19 protein-coding genes are annotated in these 20,203 nt (G+C 69.3%); 9 read left to right on the top strand and 10 right to left on the bottom strand.

The features are described from left to right. Positions 1–23: 23 nt before the first annotated feature. On the top strand, positions 24–575 hold the full coding sequence (gene idi / locus BST17_RS12000) for an isopentenyl-diphosphate Delta-isomerase (RefSeq protein ID WP_083058125.1): 552 nt from the start codon (positions 24–26) through the stop codon (positions 573–575). On the opposite strand, the gene BST17_RS11995 is transcribed toward idi, so the two are convergent. The 6 genes from BST17_RS11995 to BST17_RS11970 are packed head-to-tail and all read right to left on the bottom strand — an operon-like array spanning position 496 to position 7,371. Further along, on the bottom strand, positions 496–1,569 hold the full coding sequence (locus BST17_RS11995; protein ID WP_083058123.1) for a DUF5914 domain-containing protein: 1,074 nt from the start codon (positions 1,567–1,569) through the stop codon (positions 496–498). The two genes, idi and BST17_RS11995, sit on opposite strands and share 80 nt — an antisense overlap. After that, the gene (locus tag BST17_RS11990; RefSeq protein WP_083058122.1) at positions 1,566–3,101 is read right to left on the bottom strand and encodes an FAD-dependent oxidoreductase; all 1,536 of its coding nucleotides are present in this window, start codon (positions 3,099–3,101) and stop codon (positions 1,566–1,568) included. The genes BST17_RS11995 and BST17_RS11990 overlap by 4 nt, the downstream gene beginning before the upstream one ends. Then, positions 3,098–3,802, bottom strand: coding sequence for a class I SAM-dependent DNA methyltransferase (locus tag BST17_RS11985; RefSeq protein WP_083058120.1), 705 nt, complete (start codon positions 3,800–3,802; stop codon positions 3,098–3,100). Before BST17_RS11985 ends, BST17_RS11990 begins: the two co-directional genes overlap by 4 nt. Continuing rightward, entirely contained in the window at positions 3,799–4,740 is a 942-nt protein-coding gene (locus BST17_RS11980) for a phytoene/squalene synthase family protein (protein ID WP_083058295.1), read from the bottom strand. The genes BST17_RS11985 and BST17_RS11980 overlap by 4 nt, the downstream gene beginning before the upstream one ends. A gap of 13 nt (positions 4,741–4,753) precedes the next feature. Further along, positions 4,754–6,265, bottom strand: coding sequence for a phytoene desaturase family protein (gene crtI / locus BST17_RS11975; RefSeq protein ID WP_083058294.1), 1,512 nt, complete (start codon positions 6,263–6,265; stop codon positions 4,754–4,756). Continuing rightward, positions 6,265–7,371, bottom strand: a complete 1,107-nt coding sequence (locus tag BST17_RS11970; RefSeq protein ID WP_407937744.1) for a polyprenyl synthetase family protein — start codon at positions 7,369–7,371, stop codon at positions 6,265–6,267. Before BST17_RS11970 ends, crtI begins: the two co-directional genes overlap by 1 nt. Positions 7,372–7,585: 214 nt before the next feature. Between BST17_RS11970 and BST17_RS11965 the strand changes: the two genes are divergently transcribed. Then, positions 7,586–7,978, top strand: a complete 393-nt coding sequence (locus tag BST17_RS11965) for a DUF5709 domain-containing protein (RefSeq protein ID WP_083058117.1) — start codon at positions 7,586–7,588, stop codon at positions 7,976–7,978. Here BST17_RS11965 and BST17_RS11960 read toward each other — a convergent pair. Then, positions 7,965–9,182, bottom strand: coding sequence for an MFS transporter (locus BST17_RS11960; RefSeq protein WP_083058116.1), 1,218 nt, complete (start codon positions 9,180–9,182; stop codon positions 7,965–7,967). The genes BST17_RS11965 and BST17_RS11960 overlap by 14 nt on opposite strands. A gap of 79 nt (positions 9,183–9,261) precedes the next feature. Here BST17_RS11960 and BST17_RS11955 point away from each other — a divergent pair, with 79 nt between their 5' ends. Continuing rightward, positions 9,262–10,419: an ROK family transcriptional regulator gene (locus BST17_RS11955; protein ID WP_083058114.1), complete on the top strand. Its 1,158-nt coding sequence runs from the start codon at positions 9,262–9,264 to the stop codon at positions 10,417–10,419. Between the two features lie 3 nt (positions 10,420–10,422). Here BST17_RS11955 and BST17_RS11950 read toward each other — a convergent pair whose 3' ends face one another. After that, on the bottom strand, positions 10,423–11,298 hold the full coding sequence (locus tag BST17_RS11950; RefSeq protein WP_083058113.1) for an LLM class flavin-dependent oxidoreductase: 876 nt from the start codon (positions 11,296–11,298) through the stop codon (positions 10,423–10,425). A gap of 50 nt (positions 11,299–11,348) precedes the next feature. Here BST17_RS11950 and BST17_RS11945 point away from each other — a divergent pair, with 50 nt between their 5' ends. Continuing rightward, positions 11,349–12,554 (top strand): MFS transporter, encoded by a 1,206-nt coding sequence (locus BST17_RS11945; protein WP_083058111.1) that lies wholly within the window; start codon positions 11,349–11,351, stop codon positions 12,552–12,554. On the opposite strand, the gene BST17_RS11940 is transcribed toward BST17_RS11945, so the two are convergent. Next, complete coding sequence (locus BST17_RS11940) at positions 12,512–13,705, bottom strand: diiron oxygenase (RefSeq protein ID WP_083058110.1); 1,194 nt, start codon at positions 13,703–13,705, stop codon at positions 12,512–12,514. The genes BST17_RS11945 and BST17_RS11940 overlap by 43 nt on opposite strands. Before the next feature lie 105 nt (positions 13,706–13,810). Here BST17_RS11940 and cobF point away from each other — a divergent pair, with 105 nt between their 5' ends. Then, entirely contained in the window at positions 13,811–14,551 is a 741-nt protein-coding gene (gene cobF, locus BST17_RS11935; protein ID WP_083058108.1) for a precorrin-6A synthase (deacetylating), read from the top strand. Between the two features lie 5 nt (positions 14,552–14,556). Further along, on the top strand, positions 14,557–14,952 hold the full coding sequence (locus tag BST17_RS11930; protein ID WP_083058107.1) for a phage holin family protein: 396 nt from the start codon (positions 14,557–14,559) through the stop codon (positions 14,950–14,952). On the opposite strand, the gene BST17_RS11925 is transcribed toward BST17_RS11930, so the two are convergent. Further along, positions 14,949–16,547 (bottom strand): FUSC family protein, encoded by a 1,599-nt coding sequence (locus tag BST17_RS11925; RefSeq protein WP_109750115.1) that lies wholly within the window; start codon positions 16,545–16,547, stop codon positions 14,949–14,951. The genes BST17_RS11930 and BST17_RS11925 overlap by 4 nt on opposite strands. Before the next feature lie 39 nt (positions 16,548–16,586). Between BST17_RS11925 and BST17_RS11920 the strand changes: the two genes are divergently transcribed. The 3 genes from BST17_RS11920 to BST17_RS11910 are packed head-to-tail and all read left to right on the top strand — an operon-like array spanning position 16,587 to position 20,177. Beyond that, entirely contained in the window at positions 16,587–17,456 is an 870-nt protein-coding gene (locus tag BST17_RS11920; RefSeq protein ID WP_083058105.1) for an Fpg/Nei family DNA glycosylase, read from the top strand. A 14-nt stretch (positions 17,457–17,470) separates the two neighbouring features. Next, positions 17,471–18,967 (top strand): MFS transporter, encoded by a 1,497-nt coding sequence (locus BST17_RS11915; RefSeq protein ID WP_234807644.1) that lies wholly within the window; start codon positions 17,471–17,473, stop codon positions 18,965–18,967. Next, positions 18,957–20,177: a threonine/serine exporter family protein gene (locus tag BST17_RS11910; protein ID WP_083058103.1), complete on the top strand. Its 1,221-nt coding sequence runs from the start codon at positions 18,957–18,959 to the stop codon at positions 20,175–20,177. Before BST17_RS11915 ends, BST17_RS11910 begins: the two co-directional genes overlap by 11 nt. Positions 20,178–20,203 lie beyond the last annotated feature (26 nt).

Here is a 20,203-nt window from a genome sequence, read left to right as displayed (position 1 = left end):
CGGCGTGGGTAACCAGCACCGCTGTGAGTGACGAGGAACTGGTCGTCCTACTCGACGATGCGGGCAGATCGGTCGGCAGCGCGGCGAAGGCCACCGTCCACCACGCCCACACCCCGCTTCATCTCGGGTTTTCCTGCTACCTCTTCGACGACGCCGGCCGGGTGCTGCTCACCCGTCGCGCCCTCGGCAAGAAGACCTGGCCGGGGGTGTGGACCAACTCGTTCTGCGGACACCCCGCCCCACACGAGCCGACGGTGGACGCCGTGCACCGTCGCGCCGCACAGGAACTCGGCACCACGCTGCACGACGTGCACTGTGTGCTGCCCGAGTTCCGCTACCGCGCCACCGCCGCCGACGGCACCGTCGAGAACGAACTGTGCCCGGTGTTCTGCGCCCTGATCGACGGACCGCTGGACGTCGCACCCGACGAGGTGATGGACCTGGCCTGGGTGAGCTGGGACGAGATCCGCGCGGCCGCCGCGCTGGACTGGGCGATCAGCCCGTGGGCGCAGACTCAGGTTCCGTTGCTGGAGTTGGCGGAACTGCCATCTTGGGCCCGGCGCTGGGCGGCGTGAGCAACCCCGCTCTGCCATCGGCGTCCTGGCGCCGGACCTCCTGCAGGCGCTCGGCGTACTCCAGATCGTCACGCCACAACCGGTTGGCGGCGTGGCGCATGAACGGGGTGATCACGGACCGGAACGGCAACGCCTTGGCGAAACCCGGTCGGTCCGAATGCGCGATGACCGCCTCGATCACCGTGCTGCGCGGCTGACCGTCCGGACCGGCGCCCAGCGGCGTCGCGTGGGTCTCGACCACACTGCCTGCGCCCTCGCCTTCGACGATGCGCATCGTGAGGGTGCGCGGCTCCGGACTGGTGAACTCCGCGATCACCGGAATGCCCACGCGCCCCAGGTGGAAGGTGACCGCGACCAGGAAGCGGTCCTCCTCCTCGGGGAGATCCGGATCCTCCGGGGGTGCGCTCAGCACCTCGAGCTCGGCGAACGAATACGGGTGGAACCAGGCACCGTGCCACGGGTCCATCCGGTTGGCGATGATGTCCTGCGGTTCGCACGAGCCGACCATGGCGGCCACCGCCGAGATGCGCGGAATCCCAGGCCGGGCAGGCAGAATCGGCGCCTGGGTGGGTTCCTCGCCGCCGATGCGGTCCAGCCGCACCCACACCAGCACACCGTCGTCGTGTACCGGTACCGGCGACCAGTCCGGCCGCGACCGGCCGGTGAGCTGCAGCCCGTGCCAGGGGCAGATCAGGTTGCCCCGCTCGACCACTCCGGTACACATGTCCGCGCCCAAGTGCGGGCAGCGGGCCGGCCCGGCGTGCAACTGCCCGGAATCATCGCGCCAGCAGACCAATTCGGCCCCGGCCACGGTTGCCCCGAATGGCTTGGTGGTGATGTCGGTGCCGGCACCCACCACGAACCAGTTGCCGCTGGGCCGGTTCTGCGAGCGGGCCAGCGCGGCGGCGATCAACGACGGTTCGGTCTGCCGGAAGGTCGGCCGCTGCCGGCTCCACCTGGCCCGCGGAAGCAGCTGGAACGGCCACGCCTTCATGTCCACACCCGTCCTTCCGCGCGATCGGCGAGGTGCCGCAGCAGGGACGACCGCCCGCGCACCGGCACCGTGTACATATCGTTGCCCCGCAACCCGAAACGTTCAAGCAGGGCGTTGGCGGCCGCCAACCCGGTCGTCGCGGCGCGTTCCATCAACGCGACCGGCAGATCGATGCGGATACCGTCACCGGCGAGCACCAATCCCTCCTGCGGGGTGCGCACGCCCGGCCGCCGGGCGAAATCACCGGGCGCCAACCGCGGGCAGTCGTTGCGGCACAACGTGATCTCGTGCACCGTCCGGGCCGTCGCGGTCTCCGGATACAGCTCGTGCAGCCGGGCATCCAGCGCGCTACGCACCGCGGGGGTGTCCTCGGATATCGAGTAGGCGTGCAGTTCCACCACCGACCCGCGGCGCCGGCGCGCCCAGGCCTGCGCATCGCGTTCGTAGCGTTCCAGCACGCTGATGTTGTCCAGCGGCGGCAGTCCGCCGGTGCCCAGGAACGCCGGACGGTGTGCGTGCACCGGGCGGTCCAGCCACAACCTGCGCACCAGAAACGGTGCGGCGGTGCCGAGTCCGCCCACGCTGCCCCGCCATTCGGGATCACCGAGGCCTGCCGACTCCGAGACGATGCGCTGCAGGGCGGGCACCTCGGTCGCGAGTACCACCCCGTCACATCGCGTGGTGGCATCCGAATCGTCGGTCACCGCGAACTTCCCGTCTTCCTCGGGCACGACGCTGCGGGCGCTGACACCGGTGCGGATCTGGGCGCCGTGGCGGGCCAGGTGCCGATGCAGTGGGTTCCACAGGGCGGTGTCGAAGTTCTCGGCCGCCACATCGAAGACCAGGCCCTCGCTGGACCCGAGGAAGTAGATGTGGAACATGGTGGCCAGTTCGGCGGCCGAGAGCGACTCGGGTCGGGTGAAGAAGCTGCGGGAGAACACCTCGAAGGCCAGATGTTGGGCAGCGGCCGGGAAGTTGATGTCGCGCAGGAACGTCTCGGCATCCAGATCATCGAGGCGCCAGTAGGTCTCGGGAACCGAGACGCTCGCCAACGGGGCCGCGGCCTTGGCGTCCACCCGGACCAGATCACGTAACCGGAAGGTGGGGCTGCGCAGCGCGAACGCCATCGCGTTCAGCGGTGGGGTGCGGGGCAGCCCGCGGAAGGTGTCACGACGGCCTTCGCCATCGATCAACGGGTAGTCGTCCAGACCGGTGAACATCGCGAGGTCGGGGCTGACATGGCGCAGCATGGTGCGCAGGTTGTAGTACTGGCGGAAGAACGCGTGGAAGCCGCGGTTCATCGCGACCTCGGATCCGTCCGGCAGCGTCTCGGTCCAGCCGCCGACCCGGCCACCCAGATACGCTTCCCGCTCCAACAGGTGCACCGCCACCCCGCGATCGGTCAGTGCGGTCGCCGCGCTGAGCCCGGCGATACCACCCCCGATCACCACAACGGTCGGGCGGTGCGGCAACTGCGCCGCATGCGGCAGTCCGGTCGACGCGGGATGACGCACCCGGCGACGATCGGTCACGACACCGCCCGGCCCAGGAAGGTGTGCACGATCCCGTTCTGCCAACCGGGCACCGTCTCACTGCGCACATCTGTGAACCCGTTGCGTTGCAGACGTTCCCGGAACTGCGCGGCCCCGTCGAACCGGTTTACGCTGCGGCGGAGATAGCGGTAGAGCTCGCCATCGCCGGTCTTGATCCGACCCGCCGGGATGATGATCGTGGCGCACACCAGATTCCAGGTGACCCGGGCCCGGGGTGAGTCGCGCACCGAGTACTCATGGGCGGCGAACACCCCGCCGGGAGCCAACAACGCCAGTAGAGCGCGCAGGACCGGATCGGGGTCGGGGAGGTTGCGCACCAGATATGCGGCCAGGATGCCGTCGAAGGGCCCGGTGACCCCGGCCTTGGCCAGATCCTCGGCCCGGCTCTGCACGAAGGACACCGTCGACGGCCAGGATTTCGCGCGGGCCTGCTCGAGCATGCCGGCAGACCCGTCGACACCGGTGATCTCCGCATGCGGGGCCACGCTCAGCAGGGCGGCCGTCGACAACCCTGTGCCGCAACCGATGTCGAGTAGCCGTAGTCCCCGCCCGCCGTTGGGTAACTGCATCCGCTGGGCCGACAACCGCAGGTGGTCGTTGTATCCGGGGTTGGCGCCGACCAGGCCGTCATAGGCCGATGCGCCCGCGTCGAACGCCTCCGGGACGTCGTATGTGCTCACGCCACCGGCCGCAGACGGGCACGCCAGGCACGGGTCAGTCCGCGGGCGGCGACCTGCAGTCGCCGTCCGTTGGACACCGTCGCCCGCTGCTGGAACACCTCGAAGTCCAGTGTCTCGATGCGGTCGAGGATCTCCGAGTACAGCGTGAGCGCGGCTTCGATGCACGGCCGCGACTGCGGGGCCAGCATGGGGATACCGAGTTCGGCGTGCTCGTAGACCTTGCGGGTGATCGCATGCTGCTCCACCAGGGCGGCGCGCAACCGGGCATCGGTGCGCCGATTGCGTTGGCACCACTGCAGCAGCTCACGGTCCACCCCGTGCGCGGCGATCTCATCGGCGGGCAGGTACACCCGGCCGCGGGTCAGGTCCTCGTCGATATCGCGCAGGAAGTTGGTGAGCTGGAAGGCCTTGCCCAGCGCCGCGGCGTGCGGCGCGGCCTCGGCGGCCGGCACCACGGTGCCGAGGATCGGCAGCAACTGCAGGCCGATCACCTCCGCCGAGCCGTACATGTAGCGGTCCAGCGCGGCCCGGTCCGGATAGTCGGTGATGGTCAGGTCCATCCGCATGGCGGCCAGGAAGTCGTCGAACAGCTGCCACGGCAGACCGTAGTGACGCGCGGTGTCCACGACGGCGTCGAGCACCGGATCGTCACCGGCCAACCGGTTCTCGACCAGCCGGCTGTACAGGGCGTCGGAAAGCCCCCGGAGTTCGTCGGCACGGTCGGCGGTGCTGCGGTCGTCGAACCCGTCGAGCACATCGTCGGCGCGCCGAGCGAACCCGTACAGCGCGTGCACCGCCGGTCGCTGGCCCGGTGCGAGCAGCCGGGTGGCCAGGAAGAAGGTCTTGCCGTGCGCGGCGTTGAGCGCCCGGCAGCGTTGATAGGCCTGGCGCAGTTCGCGCCCACGTACACCCGCCGCGTCCAGCTCCGAACCGAGCATCATCTGGTCCTCCTCATCGGGTGACGATCCTGGGGCGGGCCGTGGACGCGACGCCGGTGACCCGGTCCGCGGCCAACCGGCCCGAGACGATGGCGGTCGGGATGCCGACGCCGGGCACGGTGGACGACCCGGCCAGCACAGCGTTGTCGATACCCCGAACGGTGTTGCCGGGCCGGAACGGTCCGGTCTGGCCGAAGGTGTGTGCCAGCGCGAACGGCGTGCCCGCGATCATGCCCTGACGGGCCCAGTCCTGCGGAGTCACGACGTCCAGGATTTCCGGGTCCGCGCCCAGGTGTGGCAGCCGGGCGCTGACGGTGTCCAGCATGTGCGCGGTGTAGTCGGACCGTTGACTGTCCCAATCTCGTTGTCCGACAGCCAGATTAGGGGTCGGGGCCAGCACGTAGAGCAGATCGCGGCCGTCCGGCGCCAGGCTGGGATCACCGGCGGTGGGGCGGGTGACCAACAGCGAGGGGTCCACCATCGGGACACCCTGGTCGATGATCTCGTCGAAGGTCTGGCCCCATTCGTCGCCGAACAGGATGGTGTGGTGCGAGGCGTCGGCGGCGGGGTCGGCGGCCCGGCAGCCGATATGGGCCACCACCGCCGAGGGGGCCGGCCGCAGCTTGGTCAACCGCCGCGGGGTGCGCCCGAGCAGCCGGTAGGTGTCGGGCAACTCAGTGGTCAGGATGACGGCGTCGGCGGCGAAGCGCCGACCGTCCGCGGTGCGCACCGCGGTCACCCGGTCGCCCGTGCGCTCCAGGTCTGAAACCGCTGCGTCATAGTGGAATTCGACACCGGCATCGGCGGCCGCGGCGGCCAGCGCGTCCGGTAGCGCGCGCATCCCACCCTTGGGGAAGTACACCCCGGACACGGTGTCCATATAGGCGATGACAGCGTAGGCGGCGAGCGCCCGCTTCGGCGGGACGCCCACGTAGAGCGCCTGGAAGGTGAAGACCCGCAGCAGGCGTTCGTCGGTGATGAACCGCCGGACCATGGTCTCCCAGCCGCGGAAGCCGCCGATGGCGGTCAGCTTGGCCAGCTGCGGTGTCAGCAGCGACAGTGGCGAGTCGAAGTTCGAGGAGATGAACCCTTCGAACTCCACCTGGTAGAGCCGGGTCAGCCAGTCCCGCAGGCGCAGATACCCGTCGGCCTGCGCGCGGCCGGCGAACCGTTCGATCTCGGCCGCCATCGCGGTGGCGTCGCTGTGCACGTCGATGCTGGTGCCATCGGCGAAGGACGCGCGGTAGGCCGGATCGACCGGGTGCAACTCCAGCCGGTCGGCAGTGGATTCGCCGACGGCGGCAAAGGTTTCGTCGATGATGTCGGGCATCGTCAACACCGTGGGCCCGGTGTCGATCCGGTAGCCGGACAGGTCGGCGCGGCCGACACGGCCGCCCGGATGGGATCCGCGTTCGACGACGGTGACCCGCCGCCCCCGGCCGGCCAGGTGCAGGGCCGCCGACAGACCGGACAGTCCGGCACCCACCACCACGACGTGATCGGTGCTGCCGGGCACGGTGCGCATCAGGCGGTCCGCTCGGTGCACGCCGACGCGGTGGCCAGCAGCGCCGTCCGTACCTCGTCTTCCAGCCGCCCACCGGGCAGACTGTCCAGCGCGTCCGCCGCGGCGGCATATCTGCGCTGGATCAACTCTTCGATCCGCTGCACGGTCCCCACCTCCAAGATCAAAGTCTGCCACCGAGTGATGTCGTCGGCACCAAGATTTTCCGCTGTCATGAATTCCTTGAATTGACGCTGCTGCATACCGGTGGCCAATTCGTAGGCGGCGACGACGACCGTGGTCGCCTTGCGCGCCACCAGATCGGTGCCGATGGGCTTGCCCGTCGTTTCCGGGGCACCGAAGACACCGAGCAGGTCATCGCGCAACTGGAAGGCCTCACCGATGTTCTCGCCGTACCGGCTCAGGACATCGAGCACCTCGGGCGCGCACCCGGCCAGCGCCGCGCCGATCTCCAGTGGCCGGCGCACGGTGTAGTTGCCGGACTTGCGGCGGGCCACGTCGAGCACCCCGTCCAACGTCGGGAACCCGGCGGTGTCGTTGACCAGATCGGCGAACTGACCGACGGCGAGTTCGGTGCGCATATCGTCATAGCGCGGCCAGGCGCGCGTCAGCGCCGCCCCGTCGAGCCCGCTGTCGCGCAGCATCTGCTCGGCCCAGACCAGGCACAGGTCACCGAGCAACACCGCCGCCGATTCACCGAACCGCGCCGAGGAACCGGGCAATCCCCGTTCCCGGTGCCATGTCTCGAACGCCCGGTGCGCGCTGGGCCGGCCGCGCCGCATCGGTGATTCGTCCATCACATCGTCCTGGACCAGGGCGAAGGCGTGCAGGAATTCCAGGCTGCCCGCGGCCCGGACGGCCGCCGGATCTGCCTGGGCGCCGCATCGCCAGCCGAGATACAGGTAGGTCGAGCGCACACACTTGCCCTCGGCGAGCAGGCCGCGCAGCACGTCCTCGGCGATGTCGACGTGGCTGCCGTGTAGCGCAGCGGCGCATTGGGCATCCAGGAATGCGGTGACGGCATCGAGCACGTCGGAGCGCAGCGTAACGAGCCACGCGGGGGGCGGATCGCTGCGCGCGGATATTGCAGCCTGCATACCTGAAGCCATCGCGGGGAATGTACCCACTTTCCCAGATTTCACGCCTGCCGAAATCAGGTTTCTCGACGGGGGCCCGGCCCCTCGGTCACCCCGGCTCGTTTCTGCTCGATGTGTGACGTCGGCGCAGCGCTTCACCGGCACAACCCTATTGGGGCTGTCGCCGTCGTGCTCGCCGGCGACGCCCGGGCACGGCTACTTCGACGTGGTGGGTAGCGTTGATGCCATGACGAGCGCAGAACTGCCCGAAGACGATCAGGGCTACAGCCCGGAGGAAGAAGACCAGCTCTCCGCCGAGGACACCCTGCTGGACCGCGGCGTCGACGATCTACTCGACGAGGGCTACTCGCCGCCGGAACGCTGGCAGGAGCCGCGTGAGCACGAGACGCTCGACGAGCGGCTGGCCGACGAGCAACCCGATCCGGCGCTCGACGAGGACTACCGACCCGACGAGCAGGCCGGCGATGACGAGGTCGGGGACCGACGCTCCGGCCGGTTGGTGGCGCCCGATGAGGGCTTCGGCGAGGACACCGAGAAGGACCTGCTCGGCCGTGATGTGGGCATCGACGGGGGAGCGGCGTCGGCCGAAGAGGCCGCTATCCACATCATCGACGAGTAGCCCGGCCCAGGGCGACGGAGACGGTCAGCACCAGCAGGCCGCACACGGCGAGCACCGATCCGGCCGCCGCCGGGGCGGTGTAGCCGTATCCGGCGGCGATCACCAGACCGCCGACCCAGGCGCCGGCCGCGTTACCGATGTTCAGCGCGGAGTGGTTGAGCGCCGCGGCCAGTGTCTGGGCGTCGTGGGCCACGTCCATCAGCCGGGTCTGCAGCGCCGGCCCGACGGCCGAGCCCGCGGTGCCGATACCGAACAGCACCAGCAGTGCGGTCCACGGGTTGTGCGCGGCGGCGACGAAGATCAGCAACACCACCGCCAGGGCGCCCATCGACAGGTACAGCGCCCGCACCACCGAGGTGTCGGCCAGCCGTCCGCCGACCAGGTTGCCGACCACCATGCCGAGGCCGAACACCATGAGCGCCAACGGAACCAGTGACCGGGGCAGACCGGCGACATCGGTCATCGTGGTGCTGATGTAGGTGTACACGGCGAACATTCCGCCGAAGCCGATCATGCCGACCATGATCGCCAGCCAGACCTGCGGCCTGCGCAGCGCGCCGAGTTCGGTCAGCGGGCTGGTGACGTGCATGGTGCGCAATTGAGCCGGTAGCCAGAACCACAACGCGGTCAACGTGATCAGGCCGATGACCACGACCAGGCCGAAGGCGCTGCGCCAGCCCAGCGCCTGACCCAGCCACGAAGCGACCGGCACACCGAGCACTGTCGCGACGGTCAGGCCGGACAGCACGTAGGCGACCGCCTTGGCGCGGTTGCGCGGGCCCATCAGGTGCGCGGCGGCCAGCGCGGCGATGCCGAAGAACGCGCCGTGCGGCAGTCCGGCGATGAAACGGGCCGCCACCAGCGTGGGGTAGGAGGGCGCGAGCACGCTGGCCAGGTTGCCGAGGGTGAACACGGCCATCAACCCGAGCAGCAGGGCGCGCCGGGGGACCCGGGCCGTCAGGGCGGCGATGGTCGGCGCGCCGATCACCACGCCGAGTGCGTAGGCGGAGATGACGTGGCCCGCGGTGGGTTCGGAGATGCCGAAGCTCGCCGCGATATCGGGCAGCAGCCCCATCGCGACGAACTCGGTGGTTCCGATGCCGAAGCCGCCGAGCGCCAGCGCGAGCACCGCGAGGACGCGCACCGTGGGGTCGGCGGCCACGACGGACTGCGGGCGGGTGGGTCGGTCGATGCTCGGGGTCACGGGACCAGCCTAGGAAACATACGTCCCGTACTCAACTCAGTTTTGATTTTTTCAGACAAAAGTGGCGCAGCTTACGCACATGTGGTGCAATCGAAGCGTGGCCAGCGTCGGTGAGGTTTTCGCCCTGATCAGGGGACGGGGTGAGATCACCCGAACCGAGATCGCCGCGTTGACCGGGCTGTCGCGGACGGCGGTGGGTGCCCGGTTGGCAGTGCTGCTCGATTCCGGGCTGGTCAAGGAGTGTGAGCCCGCGGCGTCCACGGGTGGCCGGCCGGCCACCCAGCTGAGCGTGGCGTCGGATGCCGGGATCGTGCTGTCGGTGGCCGTCGGGCTCAGCCGCACCCGACTGGCGATCTGCGATCTGGCCGGTGCCGTGCTCGCGCTGGCCGATATCGACTCCGAGGTGGCGCTCGGCCCCGACGATCTGATGCCCGATGTGGTCAAGGGCCTCGATGTGCTGCTGCAGGATTTTCCCGGCGCCACGGTCTACGGCGTGGGATTGAGCCTGCCCGGCACCGTCGACGCCGCGCGCGGGTGCAGCTGCGGGTCGGCGATCCTGCGGGGTTGGGACGGGGTGGCGCTGCGGCCCTATCTGGCGGCCCTGCCGAGCATCGGCGACGCACCGGTGGTCCTGGACAACGATGCCAATGCCATCGCACTGGCCGAACGCGGTGACGATGACGACGTGCTGGTGGTCAAGGCCTCCAGTGGTCTGGGCGCCGGCATCATCGCCGGCGGTGTGCTGCTGCGCGGTGCCAACCAGGCTGCCGGTGAGTTCGGGCACAACAAGGTCGTTGCCGCACAGGGTGTTCCGTGCCGGTGCGGGGACACCGGCTGCCTGGAGGCGATCGCCGGCGGCTGGGCGATCGTGCGGACGCTGCAGCAGCAGGGTCGCTCCGTCCGGCATCTGCGCGATGTCGCCGAACTGGCCACCGACGGCGATCCCGAGGCCCGCCGGCTGGTACGCGACAGCGGCCGCGCCGTCGGTGCGGGCATCGCACCCGCGGTGAACCTGCTCAACCCCGCGGTGATCGTGATCGCCGGCGATATGGCCGGTGTGCACGAGATCTTCGTCGCCGGGCTGCGAGAGACGTTGTACGGCAACGCCACCGCCGAGGCCACCGGAGCGCTACTGGTGCGCCCGGCGACGCACGGCGACCGCTCCGCGACGATGGGGACGGCGAAGATGGTGCTCGATCAGGTGCTCAGCGTGCCGGCGATCGACGCACTGGTTTAGCCGTCAGGCTTTCGCGATCACGTTCTCCGCGAACCACTCCAGGTTGCGGATCTTGTCGTCGAGTGGCTCGGTGTCCTGTCCCATGATGTAGGGGATCCGGAACCCGACGATGACATCGGTGACGCCCTTGTCCTCCAACCGCTTGACGCCGTCGAGGGTGAACCCGTCAATGGAGATGACGTGGATCTCGAACTCCTCGGCCTTGCCGATGCGCTCCTCCTCCTCGCGAAACTTCGCGAGCTTGGCCAGCAGCGGGTCGAGTTCGGCCGGGTCACCGCCGCCGTGCATCCAGCCGTCGTTGCGGGCGGCGCGGCGCAGGGCGGCATCGGCATGCCCGCCGACCAGGATGGGCACCGGCTTCGTCGGCGCCGGGGTCATCTTGGTGCTCGGTATGTCGTAGAACTCGCCGTGATACTCGAAGTACTCACCGGAGGTCAGGCCGCGGATCACGTCGATGCACTCGTCCATCCGCTTGCCGCGCCGGGCGAACGGCACACCCATGATCTCGTAGTCCTCCGGCCACGGGCTGGTGCCGACGCCGAGTCCGAGGCGGTTGTCGAACATGGCGGCCAGTGACCCGGCCTGCTTGGCCACCAGTGCCGGCGGGCGGATCGGCAGCTTCAACACGAAGATGTTGAAGTGCAGTTTCGTCGTGACGGCCGACAGCGCACCGATCAGTGCGAACGACTCGATGAATGACTTGCCGTCGAGAAACTCCCGGTTGCCGTCCTCGGTGTAGGGATACTTCGAGTCCGACACCTCGGGGTAGGCGACGCTGTCCGGGATGGTCATCGCGTGATATCCGGCCTCGTCAGCGGCTTTCGCCAACGGGATGTAGTACTTCGGATCGGTCATGGCTTCCGCATAGGTGAACCGCATGGACCCGATACTAGAACACGTTCTAATTCTGCGATGCGGAATGGTCGGGCATGATCAGCCGCGTGCCACGTGCCTGGCTGACCCGCAACGTCCGCATCCTGTCGGCGGTCTCGTTCCTGCAGGACGCGGCGAGTGAACTGCTCTATCCGCTGCTGCCGATCTACCTGACCACCGTGCTGGGCGCCCCGCCCGCGGTCGTCGGCGCCATCGAGGGCGCGGCCGAGGGTGCGGCGTCGCTGACCAAGCTGGCCTCCGGTCCGCTCGGTGACCGGTACGCGCGGCGCCCCCTGATTGCCGGCGGTTACGGCATGGCGGCCCTGGGCAAGGTGATGGTGGCCGCGTTCGCCACGTGGCCCGGTGTGCTGGCCGGCCGCGTCACCGACCGGCTGGGCAAGGGCTTGCGCGGTGCGCCGCGCGATGCGCTGCTGGTCGACGGTGTCGACGCCGGTGCGCGAGGACGGGTGTTCGGTTTCCACCGCACCATGGACACCCTGGGTGCGGTGGTCGGACCACTGATCGGCCTGGCCGGGTACGAACTGCTCGACCAGCAGATCGCCCCGCTGCTCTGGATCGCCGTCGTCCCGGCCGTGCTCAGCGTCGCACTGGTGTTCCTGGTCCGCGAACGCCGAAGCGTACAACCGAAGCAGCGGCCCCCGATCTTCGCCCGCGTCAAGCATCTGCCGCGGCGATACTGGCGAATTACCGCGGCGCTGGTGGCCTTCGGGTTGATCAACTTTCCCGACGCGCTGCTGCTGTTGCGCCTGTCCGAGATCGGCTTCTCGGTCACCGAGGTCATCCTGGCCTACGTGGGCTACAACCTGGTCTACGCCCTGTCGAGTTATCCCGCGGGTCTGCTCGCCGACCGGATCGGACGGCTCCCGGTGTTCGGCATCGGTCTGGCCTTCTTCGCGATCGGCTACGGCGGGCTGGGGCTGACCGCCGATCCGGTACTGGCCTGGGTGCTGATCGGTGCCTACGGCCTGTTCACCGGTTGCACCGACGGGGTCGGCAAGGCGTGGATCTCCTCGCTGGTCGGGTCGGACCTGCAGGCCAGCGCGCAGGGGGTCTTTCAGGGCGCCAGCGGTTTTGCGATCCTGTTCGCCGGCATCTGGGCGGGTCTGGCCTGGGGTGCCGAACCCGGCGACGGCACCGTGCCGCTGCTCGTGTCCGGGGTGCTCGGCGGCGTCTTTGCCGCGGCGTTGTTGGTGACGGCCTACCGCGGGAAGGGCGGGGTCCCGACCCCGGCGATCGAGTAGCCGCCCTGCTGGCTGCGCTCGGTGAACCTCGCCGCGGCGGTCCGCTCGCCGATGGTCACCGACACGGGGTTGCGGGCACCCTCGGGCAGCGGCTCCAGAACAGTTCCCTGCCAATGGTATTGACCATCGATCGGGTCGAGGTGGCCGGCCAGCAGTACCTGCACGTCGCGGCCGTCGACGGTGGCGGGTCCGTTGTAGAGGTCGTCGTCCTCGGCGATCTCGGCGCGGCCCGTCGGCTGCACTGCGCCAGTGGGCAGGAACCCGCTGCGCCGCCACATCCGCCGCGCGATCGGACCCATCAGGCCGACCTCCTCCAGAAACGAGGCCAGCGGCGCGAACCCGGCGATCTGGACCGCGTGCCGGTGTGGCGAGCGGCGTGCCATCCGGCGCGCGGCCTTCCCGTCCAGGCCGACCCGGCGGTACTGCACCTGATTGGTGAACAGGAACCGGAAGAACGGTCCGCCCAGCCCGTTGAGGTTGCCGATCCACATCCGCTTGGCCCGCGACATCGACGGCGTGCGCTTGCGTAGTCCGTCGCGGGCGAACTGGATGTGGCGGGCCTCCTCGGTGACGTGGATGCGCATCAGCCGCTGCACCATCGGTTGCAGCTCGTCATCGTCCATCATCTGGCGCTGCAGCGAGTCGAAGATCTCCTCACCGATCAGCGCGGCCACCCACAGCACCGAGCCGCGGAACCCGAACGGCAGCGCGTTGATGATGATCCGCTGGTACAACCGTGGCCGCACCGGCTCGGCGCCCACCTTGGCGATCGCCTTCCCGAACATCACCATGTGGCGGGTCTCGTCACCCAGTTCGGTGAGTTCGTAATGCGTGGTGGCCGCGGTCGGGTCCTGATGCATCATCTTGCGCAGCAGTGCCTGGTTGAGGATGTTCTCGAACCAGATGCCCGCCGACAGGGTGTTGACGAGCTCCTGGCGGGACAGCTCGATCTGCTCGGCCCGGGTCATCGAATCCCACAGCTCGGTGCCGTAGAGCGATACCACCTTCGGTGGCAAGAAGAACTTGTCGGGATCCAGGGGTGCATCCCAATCGATATCGACGATCGGCGCATACGACTTGCGTACCGATCCTTTGAGCAGGCGCTCGGCGAACTCCGCGCGCGTGGTCTGGGCCTTCACCGAAGCGGTCATCGTCCGACTCTCCTTTGAGCTGTCCGAAGCTCCGACGGTAAGCCCGATACCGGCGGTAGTCAATACCTGCGGTACCGGATAAATCGGATCGACTAACCTTTGCGGGTGCGCACTATCCATGTGATCGGTATCGGTGCAGGCGACCCGGACTACGTGACGGTGCAGGCCATCTCGGCGCTCAACGACACCCAGGTCTTCTTCGCCACGGACAAGGGCGACACCAAGGACGACCTGGTCGCGCTGCGCCGACTCATCTGTGAACGCTTCATCGAGAAACCCGGATACCGGTTCGTCGAACTGCCCGACCCCAAGCGGGCCGTGGACGTGCCCTATGAACAGGCGGTCAACGACTGGCATGCCGCCCGGGCAAGGCTGTGGGCGCAGGCCATCGAATCCGAACTACCGGACGGCGCCACCGGATCCTTCCTGGCCTGGGGCGACCCGTCGCTCTACGACAGCACGCTGCGCATCCTGGACCGCGTCGCCGACCATGTCGACTTCGAGTTCGACGTCATCCCCGGCATCACCGCCATTGCGGCGCTGACCGCCCGACATCGGATCCCGCTCAACGACATCGGCGAACCCGTGCTCATCACCACCGGCCGCCGGCTGCGCGCCGACGGCCTGTCCGGTGCGGCCGTGGTGATGCTCGACGGGGACTGCTCGTTTCGCGACTGCGCGCCCGACACCCGAATCTGGTGGGGCGCCTACCTGGGTACGCCCGACGAACTGCTGGTCACCGGGACCGTCGGCGAGGTCGCCGAGCAGATCACCGAAATCCGCGCCGCCGCAAGGGAACGGCACGGCTGGATCATGGACATCTACCTGCTGCGGGCGGCAGACTGACGGCCATGGGTTTTCTGCTGCGCGCCGCACTGACCGGAGTCGCGTTGTGGGTGGTGACGCTGCTGGTGCCCGGGATCAGCATCGTCGGCGGCGACACCAGCCTGCACCGGGTCGGCATCATCTTCGTCGTCGCGGTGGTCTTCGGACTCGTCAACGCGGTGATCAAGCCCATCGTGCAGTTCATCTCGATACCGCTCTACATCCTGACCCTCGGCCTCATCCACATCGTCATCAACGCCTGGATGCTCTGGATCACCTCGTGGATCACCGAGCACACCACCCACTGGGGGCTGCAGATCGACGACTTCTGGTGGACCGCGATCTGGGCCGCGATCGTGCTGTCGGTCGTCAGCTGGCTGCTGTCGATCCTGGCGTCAGACCTGAAAAGGTCGCAGCGCTAACCGTTCTCCGGATGCTCGTACACCCAGCACGCCGCCAGGGTCCGGTACGCGTCCTGTTCGGTGGCCGCCACAGTCGGCCACAACCGTTCGGCCTCGGCGCGCTGGGCGGCCGACCCGCCGATCGCCGCCTGGTAGGTCTCCAGCAGTGCCATCGCGCTCAGTTGCAGATCCCGGCGGGCGGCGCGGGCCGGGGCGCTGGTGACCGCGCCCGCTCGCAGGTGCACCGCGGTCCGCTCGATGGCCGCGCGGGCGCGTTGGACGGCCGCACTCACCGGCGCGGGACCATGTCGGCGCAGCACCACCCAGTACACCGAAAGTGCGACGACACAACCGATCACGGTGTCCACGCCGCGGGTGAGCAGGAAATGGTGCAGATCGGCGACCGGCTTGCCGCCGGCCGCGATGGTCAGGGCCAGGGGCGTGATGAAGACGACGGCGAGGGTGTAGTTGCGCACCACGAACATCTCGATGGCGAACTGCAGCAGCGCGATCACCGCCACCAGCCACCAGCCCTGCGGATGCCAGGTCAGGATCGCCGCGGCCAGCCCCAGCCCGAGCAGCGTGCCGACCATGCGTTCGGCGCCCCGCTGCACCGTGCGCGACCAGTCGAAGCCCTGGTACAGCACCAGCACCGCGGCGGCCATCGCCCAGTAGGAATGGTCGGCGGTGTACATCAGGGCGGCCACACCGGACAACGCCACCGCCACCCCGACCCGCAGGGTCAGCCGCAGTGAATCCGAGCCGGGCGCCACTGCGCGGCGCAGCAGCGTGAGATTACCGGGTCTGCCCAACGGCAACCGGAAGTCCTTCGCGACCTCGACCCCGGGCGCGTCGAGAGCCGGGACGTCGGCGGCCGCGACGGCGGCACCGAACACCCGGTGCAGGTGCAGGTTCTGCGCCCGCAACCGGTCCAGTGTCGCGTCGGTGCGCCGCCGCGACTGGAAGTTGACCAGGGTGGTCCACGATTGATGCAACGCCTTGGCGGCCAGATGCCGGTCGGTGTTGTCCCGGGTCTGCAGATAACGCTCGACCGCCGTACGGGCCGCCGAGACGACACGGACCTCCGGGCCGTGCTTTCCCCCGTCGCTTCGCTCGCCCAGCAGCGGTTCCCACAGCGCACCGACCATGTGCACCACCCACGAGAACGCGCCGCCGGCGAGCACCAGCAGCCCGGTCTGCCACGGCGGCAGATGGGCCGATGCGGTGGCGGTGCCGGCGGCGCAGCCGAGCACGAACATGAACGCGCCGGGCGGCCCGACCGACAGGGCATGACACACCAGCACCGCGACCATGGCGATCACCGTGACGGTCAGCAGGCCCAGCCAGGGGATGGCCGCCGCCCAGTCACCGAGCGTGACCGCGGCCGCGAAGCACACGGCGATGCCCGCGAGGTAACCGGCCCGGTTGCGATACGGTCTGCCGCTGCCGTAGAGCGAGGTGAACCCGCCGATGACGGCGATCAGGCCCGCGCCGGTGTCCCCGAGCAACCAGCCGACGAGCACCGGTGCCGCCATGCAGACGCCGGCCCGCAACGAGAACTTCCAGCGCCCCGGCGCGGGGTTGATGACCAGCAACCGCCGCAACGCTGTCCGCACATCAGAGACGATATCGGTGCCGTCCTGCACACTGGACCCATGCCCGAGCTTCCCGAGATCGAGGCGCTCGCCGACCATCTGCGCCGCCACGCCGTCGGCCGCCAGGTCGTGCGGGTGGACATCTCCGCGCTGTCGGTCCTCAAGACGTTCGACCCGCCCGTGACCGCACTGCACGGGCAACCGGTGAGCGGCGCCCAGCGGTGGGGCAAGTACCTGGGCCTGGTGGTGGCCGACATGTATCTGATCACCCACCTGTCGCGGGCCGGCTGGCTGCGCTGGTCGGACAAGCTCGCGCCGGCACCGCTGAAACCGGGCAAGGGACCGATCGCGCTGCGGGTGCATCTGACCGGGGACGAGCCGGCCCAGACCGTCGGCTTCGACCTCACCGAGGCCGGCACCCAGAAACGGTTGGCGGTGTGGGTGGTCCGGGACCCGATGGACGTCCCGCAGATCGCCGCGCTCGGTCCCGACGCCCTGGCACTGGGTCCCGAGGAACTGGGGGAGGTGCTCGCTGCCCACGGCGGCCGGATCAAGACCGTCATCACCGACCAGAAGATCATCGCCGGGATCGGCAACGCCTACAGCGACGAGATCCTGCACGTGGCCAAGCTGTCGCCGTTCGCGACCGCCAACAAACTCTCCGCGGCCCAGCTCGCCGATCTGCACGACGCGATGTCCTCGGTGCTCACCGATGCCGTGACGCGCTCGGTGGGGCAACAGGCCGCGACGCTCAAGGGGGAGAAGCGCTCCGGGCTGCGGGTGCACGCGCGCACCGGGCTGCCCTGCCCCATCTGTGGTGACACGGTCGCCGAAGTGTCCTTTGCGGACAAGTCTTTCCAGTACTGTCCCACCTGTCAGACCGGTGGCAGGAAGCTCGCCGACCGGAGAATGTCGCGCCTGCTGAAGTAGCTGCGAGGAGCCCGGTGGCCAGTCCGAACTCGGTGTCCGGTACCGCCGCGACCATGACGATCCTGGCGACGGGTCTGGGATCGAGCATCACCTCCGCCGATCCGGTGATCCTGTCGGCCAACATCTCGGCGGTGCGCGACGGGCTGGCGCTGTCGGCGGGCACCGCGAGCCTGGTCGCCAGCATGGCCACCCTGGCGCTGGCCGCCGGGGTACTGGGGGCGGGGGCGCTGGGCGACAAGTACGGCATGCGGCGGATGTACTCGCTGGGCCTGCTGGGCACCATGGTCTTCGGGGTGGCGGCCACGCTGGCGCCGAACGCCGCGGTGCTGCTGGTGGCGCGGGCCGGTATCGGGCTGGCTTTCGCCTTGCAGCTGGGACTGGCGCTGGCCATCGTCAACGTGGTGTTCCCACCCGAGCGCCGGTCCGCCGCCATCTCGCTGCACCTGGGTGCCGGTTTCGCGGTGGCCGTGCCGATGCCGGCCATCGGGTCCCTGCTCGTGGAGCACATCGGTTGGCGGAGCGCGTTTCTCGTCGCGCCGGTGCTGGCGCTGATCGCCCTGGTGATGGTGCGCAGATACGTGCCCGAGACGCCCCGCGGGGAGCGCCGACTGGATGTGACCGGCCTGCTGCTGGTGGCCGTCGCCCTGCTGGCGATCGTCTTCGGGTTGTCCCGGCTGCAGAGCGGACTCGACGCCGGTGTCGTCGGGGTGCTGGCCGTCGGGTTGGTCGCGGCGGTCGCCTTCGTCATCGTCGAACGGCGCACCCCGAGCCCGGCACTGGATCTGCGCCTCTTCCGGTCCGGTCCCTTCGACGCCGCCGTCGCCGCCGGCATGGCGTTCAACTTCCTGTCCGGCGGCGTGACGGTGCTGCTGGCCTTCTACCTGGTCGCCGTCCGCGGCGAAGCGCCGACCCTGCTGGGTCTGCTGATGGCGCCGGCGGCGCTGCTGTCGGCGGCCGCGGCCGCGGCGGCCGGTCGCGCCGCGGTCCGGCTCGGGCAACGGGCGGTACTGATCGGTGGTCTGGTGCTGTTGGTCGCCGGCCTGCTGGTGATCACCCGGTTGGCCGAGAACAGCTCGCTGTGGCTGCTGTTCGCGGCGGTCGCGTGTAACGCCGTCGGTGCCGCCGTCGTCGAGACCGTCGAGGCGACCATCATGTTGCAGACCGCGCCGGTGGAGCTCAGCGGTGCGGTGGCGGCGGTGAAAAGTGCTGTCGGACAGGCGGCCTACTCGATGGGTCCGGCGGTGTTCGCGCTCATCGGCACCAGTGTCTTCGTGCACTCCGCCGGTATCGATACCGACCAGGCGCGCGACGCGTTGCGGGTGGCCCAGGGACACAACGTGCTCGACCCGCAGCGGGCGCGCGCGGTCGTCGACGGCGTGCACGCGAGCATGATCGAGGCCATCCACACCCTCGGGTGGACACTGACCGTCGTCCCGGTGGTCGCGATCGTGGTGGTGGTGGCGACCCTGGTGCGGCCGGTGCGGACGCCGGGGGCAGCCCATGTCCGATGAATCGGTCACCGTCGAATTCATCGCCCGGCTCGGGTCGGCGATGCTCAGCGCCGACTACCCGGTGACGATGGTCCGGCACACCCTGGAGCGGGTGGCGCAGCGACAGGGTGCCGACTGCCCGGTACTGGTCCTACCCAATTTCATCCAGGCGGGCGACCGGCAGCACACCACGGTGGCGCGCGGCGCGGCGTTGCGTTATGACCAGACCTTCCCGCTGGGCGAGCTGATCGAGCAGGCCCAGAGTCGCAGGCTGGACCCGGCCGCCGGGCTGGCCGAGCTGGACCGTATCCACGCGCTGCCCCGCCGGTTCTCCGGCTGGGTCGGCGTCATCGGATACGGATTACAAAGTGCGGCTTACGGATTGATCCTGCAACCGACAGTGGTGTCACTGGTAGCCGCGACGGGTTTCGGCCTGGTCGTCGGACTGCTGGAGTTGCTGACGCGCCGCAACGCCGCGCTGCGCCAGTTGCTGCCGGTACTGAGCGCCTTCCTGGTCACCTATGTCGCCTTCAGCCTCGGCCGGCTCCTGCACCTGGGTCACGACAGCCTGCGCGTGCTGATCGCGCCGCTGACCCTGTTCCTGCCCGGGGTGGCCATCACGCTGGCCGTCATCGAGTCCTCCACCAGTGAGGTGGTGTCGGGCTCGGCGCGGCTGATGGCCGGGCTGATGCGCCTTGCCCAGCTGGCCCTGGGGATCCTGCTGGCCGTCCAGCTGCTCGGCCTCACCTGGTCCGAACTCGCCGATGCCCCGGCGAACACGCTCGGCAGCTGGGCGCCCTGGCTGGGCGTGGCGGTGTACGCCGTCGGCATCATCCTGCACCTGGGGCCGCCGCGCGGGTTCGCGCCGTGGCTGACATTGGTCCTGTTCACCGCGTACGCCGCGCAGCTGGTGACGAACGCGTGGTTCGGCGGGTACGTCAGCGGCTTCGGTGGCGGGCTGATCCTCATCCTCTGTGCGCTGACGCTGAGCAGATTGTCGATGACACCGGTGGCGCAGGTGATGCTGGCGCCCGGATTCTGGCTGTTGGTGCCCAGCTCGATCGGCATGATCGGAGTTGCCGAGCTGGCGTCGGGGCAGGGCGGTGCGGCGATCACCGTGATGCTGGTGTCGATGATGTCGATCGCCCTGGGCTTCACCACGGGATACGCGGTGTGGAACGCGTTCACGCGCCGGGGTGGTCAGGATGCCGATTCGGCCGCCGAGCTGTGACCGTTTCTTGACAGCTGTCTAACTCG

The organism is Mycolicibacterium bacteremicum (assembly GCF_002086115.1).
Taxonomy (GTDB): domain Bacteria; phylum Actinomycetota; class Actinomycetes; order Mycobacteriales; family Mycobacteriaceae; genus Mycobacterium; species Mycobacterium bacteremicum.
This window is presented reverse-complemented; position numbering and strand designations above follow the sequence as displayed.

Coding starts and splice junctions, on each gene's coding strand:
- BST17_RS11910 (WP_083058103.1), top strand. CDS start 18,957: ATGTCCGATGAATCGGTCACCGTCGAATTCATCGCCCGGCTCGGGTCG.
- BST17_RS11995 (WP_083058123.1), bottom strand. CDS start 1,569: ATGAAGGCGTGGCCGTTCCAGCTGCTTCCGCGGGCCAGGTGGAGCCGG.
- BST17_RS11965 (WP_083058117.1), top strand. CDS start 7,586: ATGACGAGCGCAGAACTGCCCGAAGACGATCAGGGCTACAGCCCGGAG.
- BST17_RS11940 (WP_083058110.1), bottom strand. CDS start 13,705: ATGACCGCTTCGGTGAAGGCCCAGACCACGCGCGCGGAGTTCGCCGAG.
- BST17_RS11945 (WP_083058111.1), top strand. CDS start 11,349: ATGATCAGCCGCGTGCCACGTGCCTGGCTGACCCGCAACGTCCGCATC.
- BST17_RS11950 (WP_083058113.1), bottom strand. CDS start 11,298: ATGCGGTTCACCTATGCGGAAGCCATGACCGATCCGAAGTACTACATC.
- BST17_RS11930 (WP_083058107.1), top strand. CDS start 14,557: ATGGGTTTTCTGCTGCGCGCCGCACTGACCGGAGTCGCGTTGTGGGTG.
- BST17_RS11970 (WP_407937744.1), bottom strand. CDS start 7,371: ATGGCTTCAGGTATGCAGGCTGCAATATCCGCGCGCAGCGATCCGCCC.
- BST17_RS11980 (WP_083058295.1), bottom strand. CDS start 4,740: ATGCTCGGTTCGGAGCTGGACGCGGCGGGTGTACGTGGGCGCGAACTG.
- BST17_RS11920 (WP_083058105.1), top strand. CDS start 16,587: ATGCCCGAGCTTCCCGAGATCGAGGCGCTCGCCGACCATCTGCGCCGC.
- crtI (WP_083058294.1), bottom strand. CDS start 6,265: ATGCGCACCGTGCCCGGCAGCACCGATCACGTCGTGGTGGTGGGTGCC.
- BST17_RS11955 (WP_083058114.1), top strand. CDS start 9,262: ATGTGGTGCAATCGAAGCGTGGCCAGCGTCGGTGAGGTTTTCGCCCTG.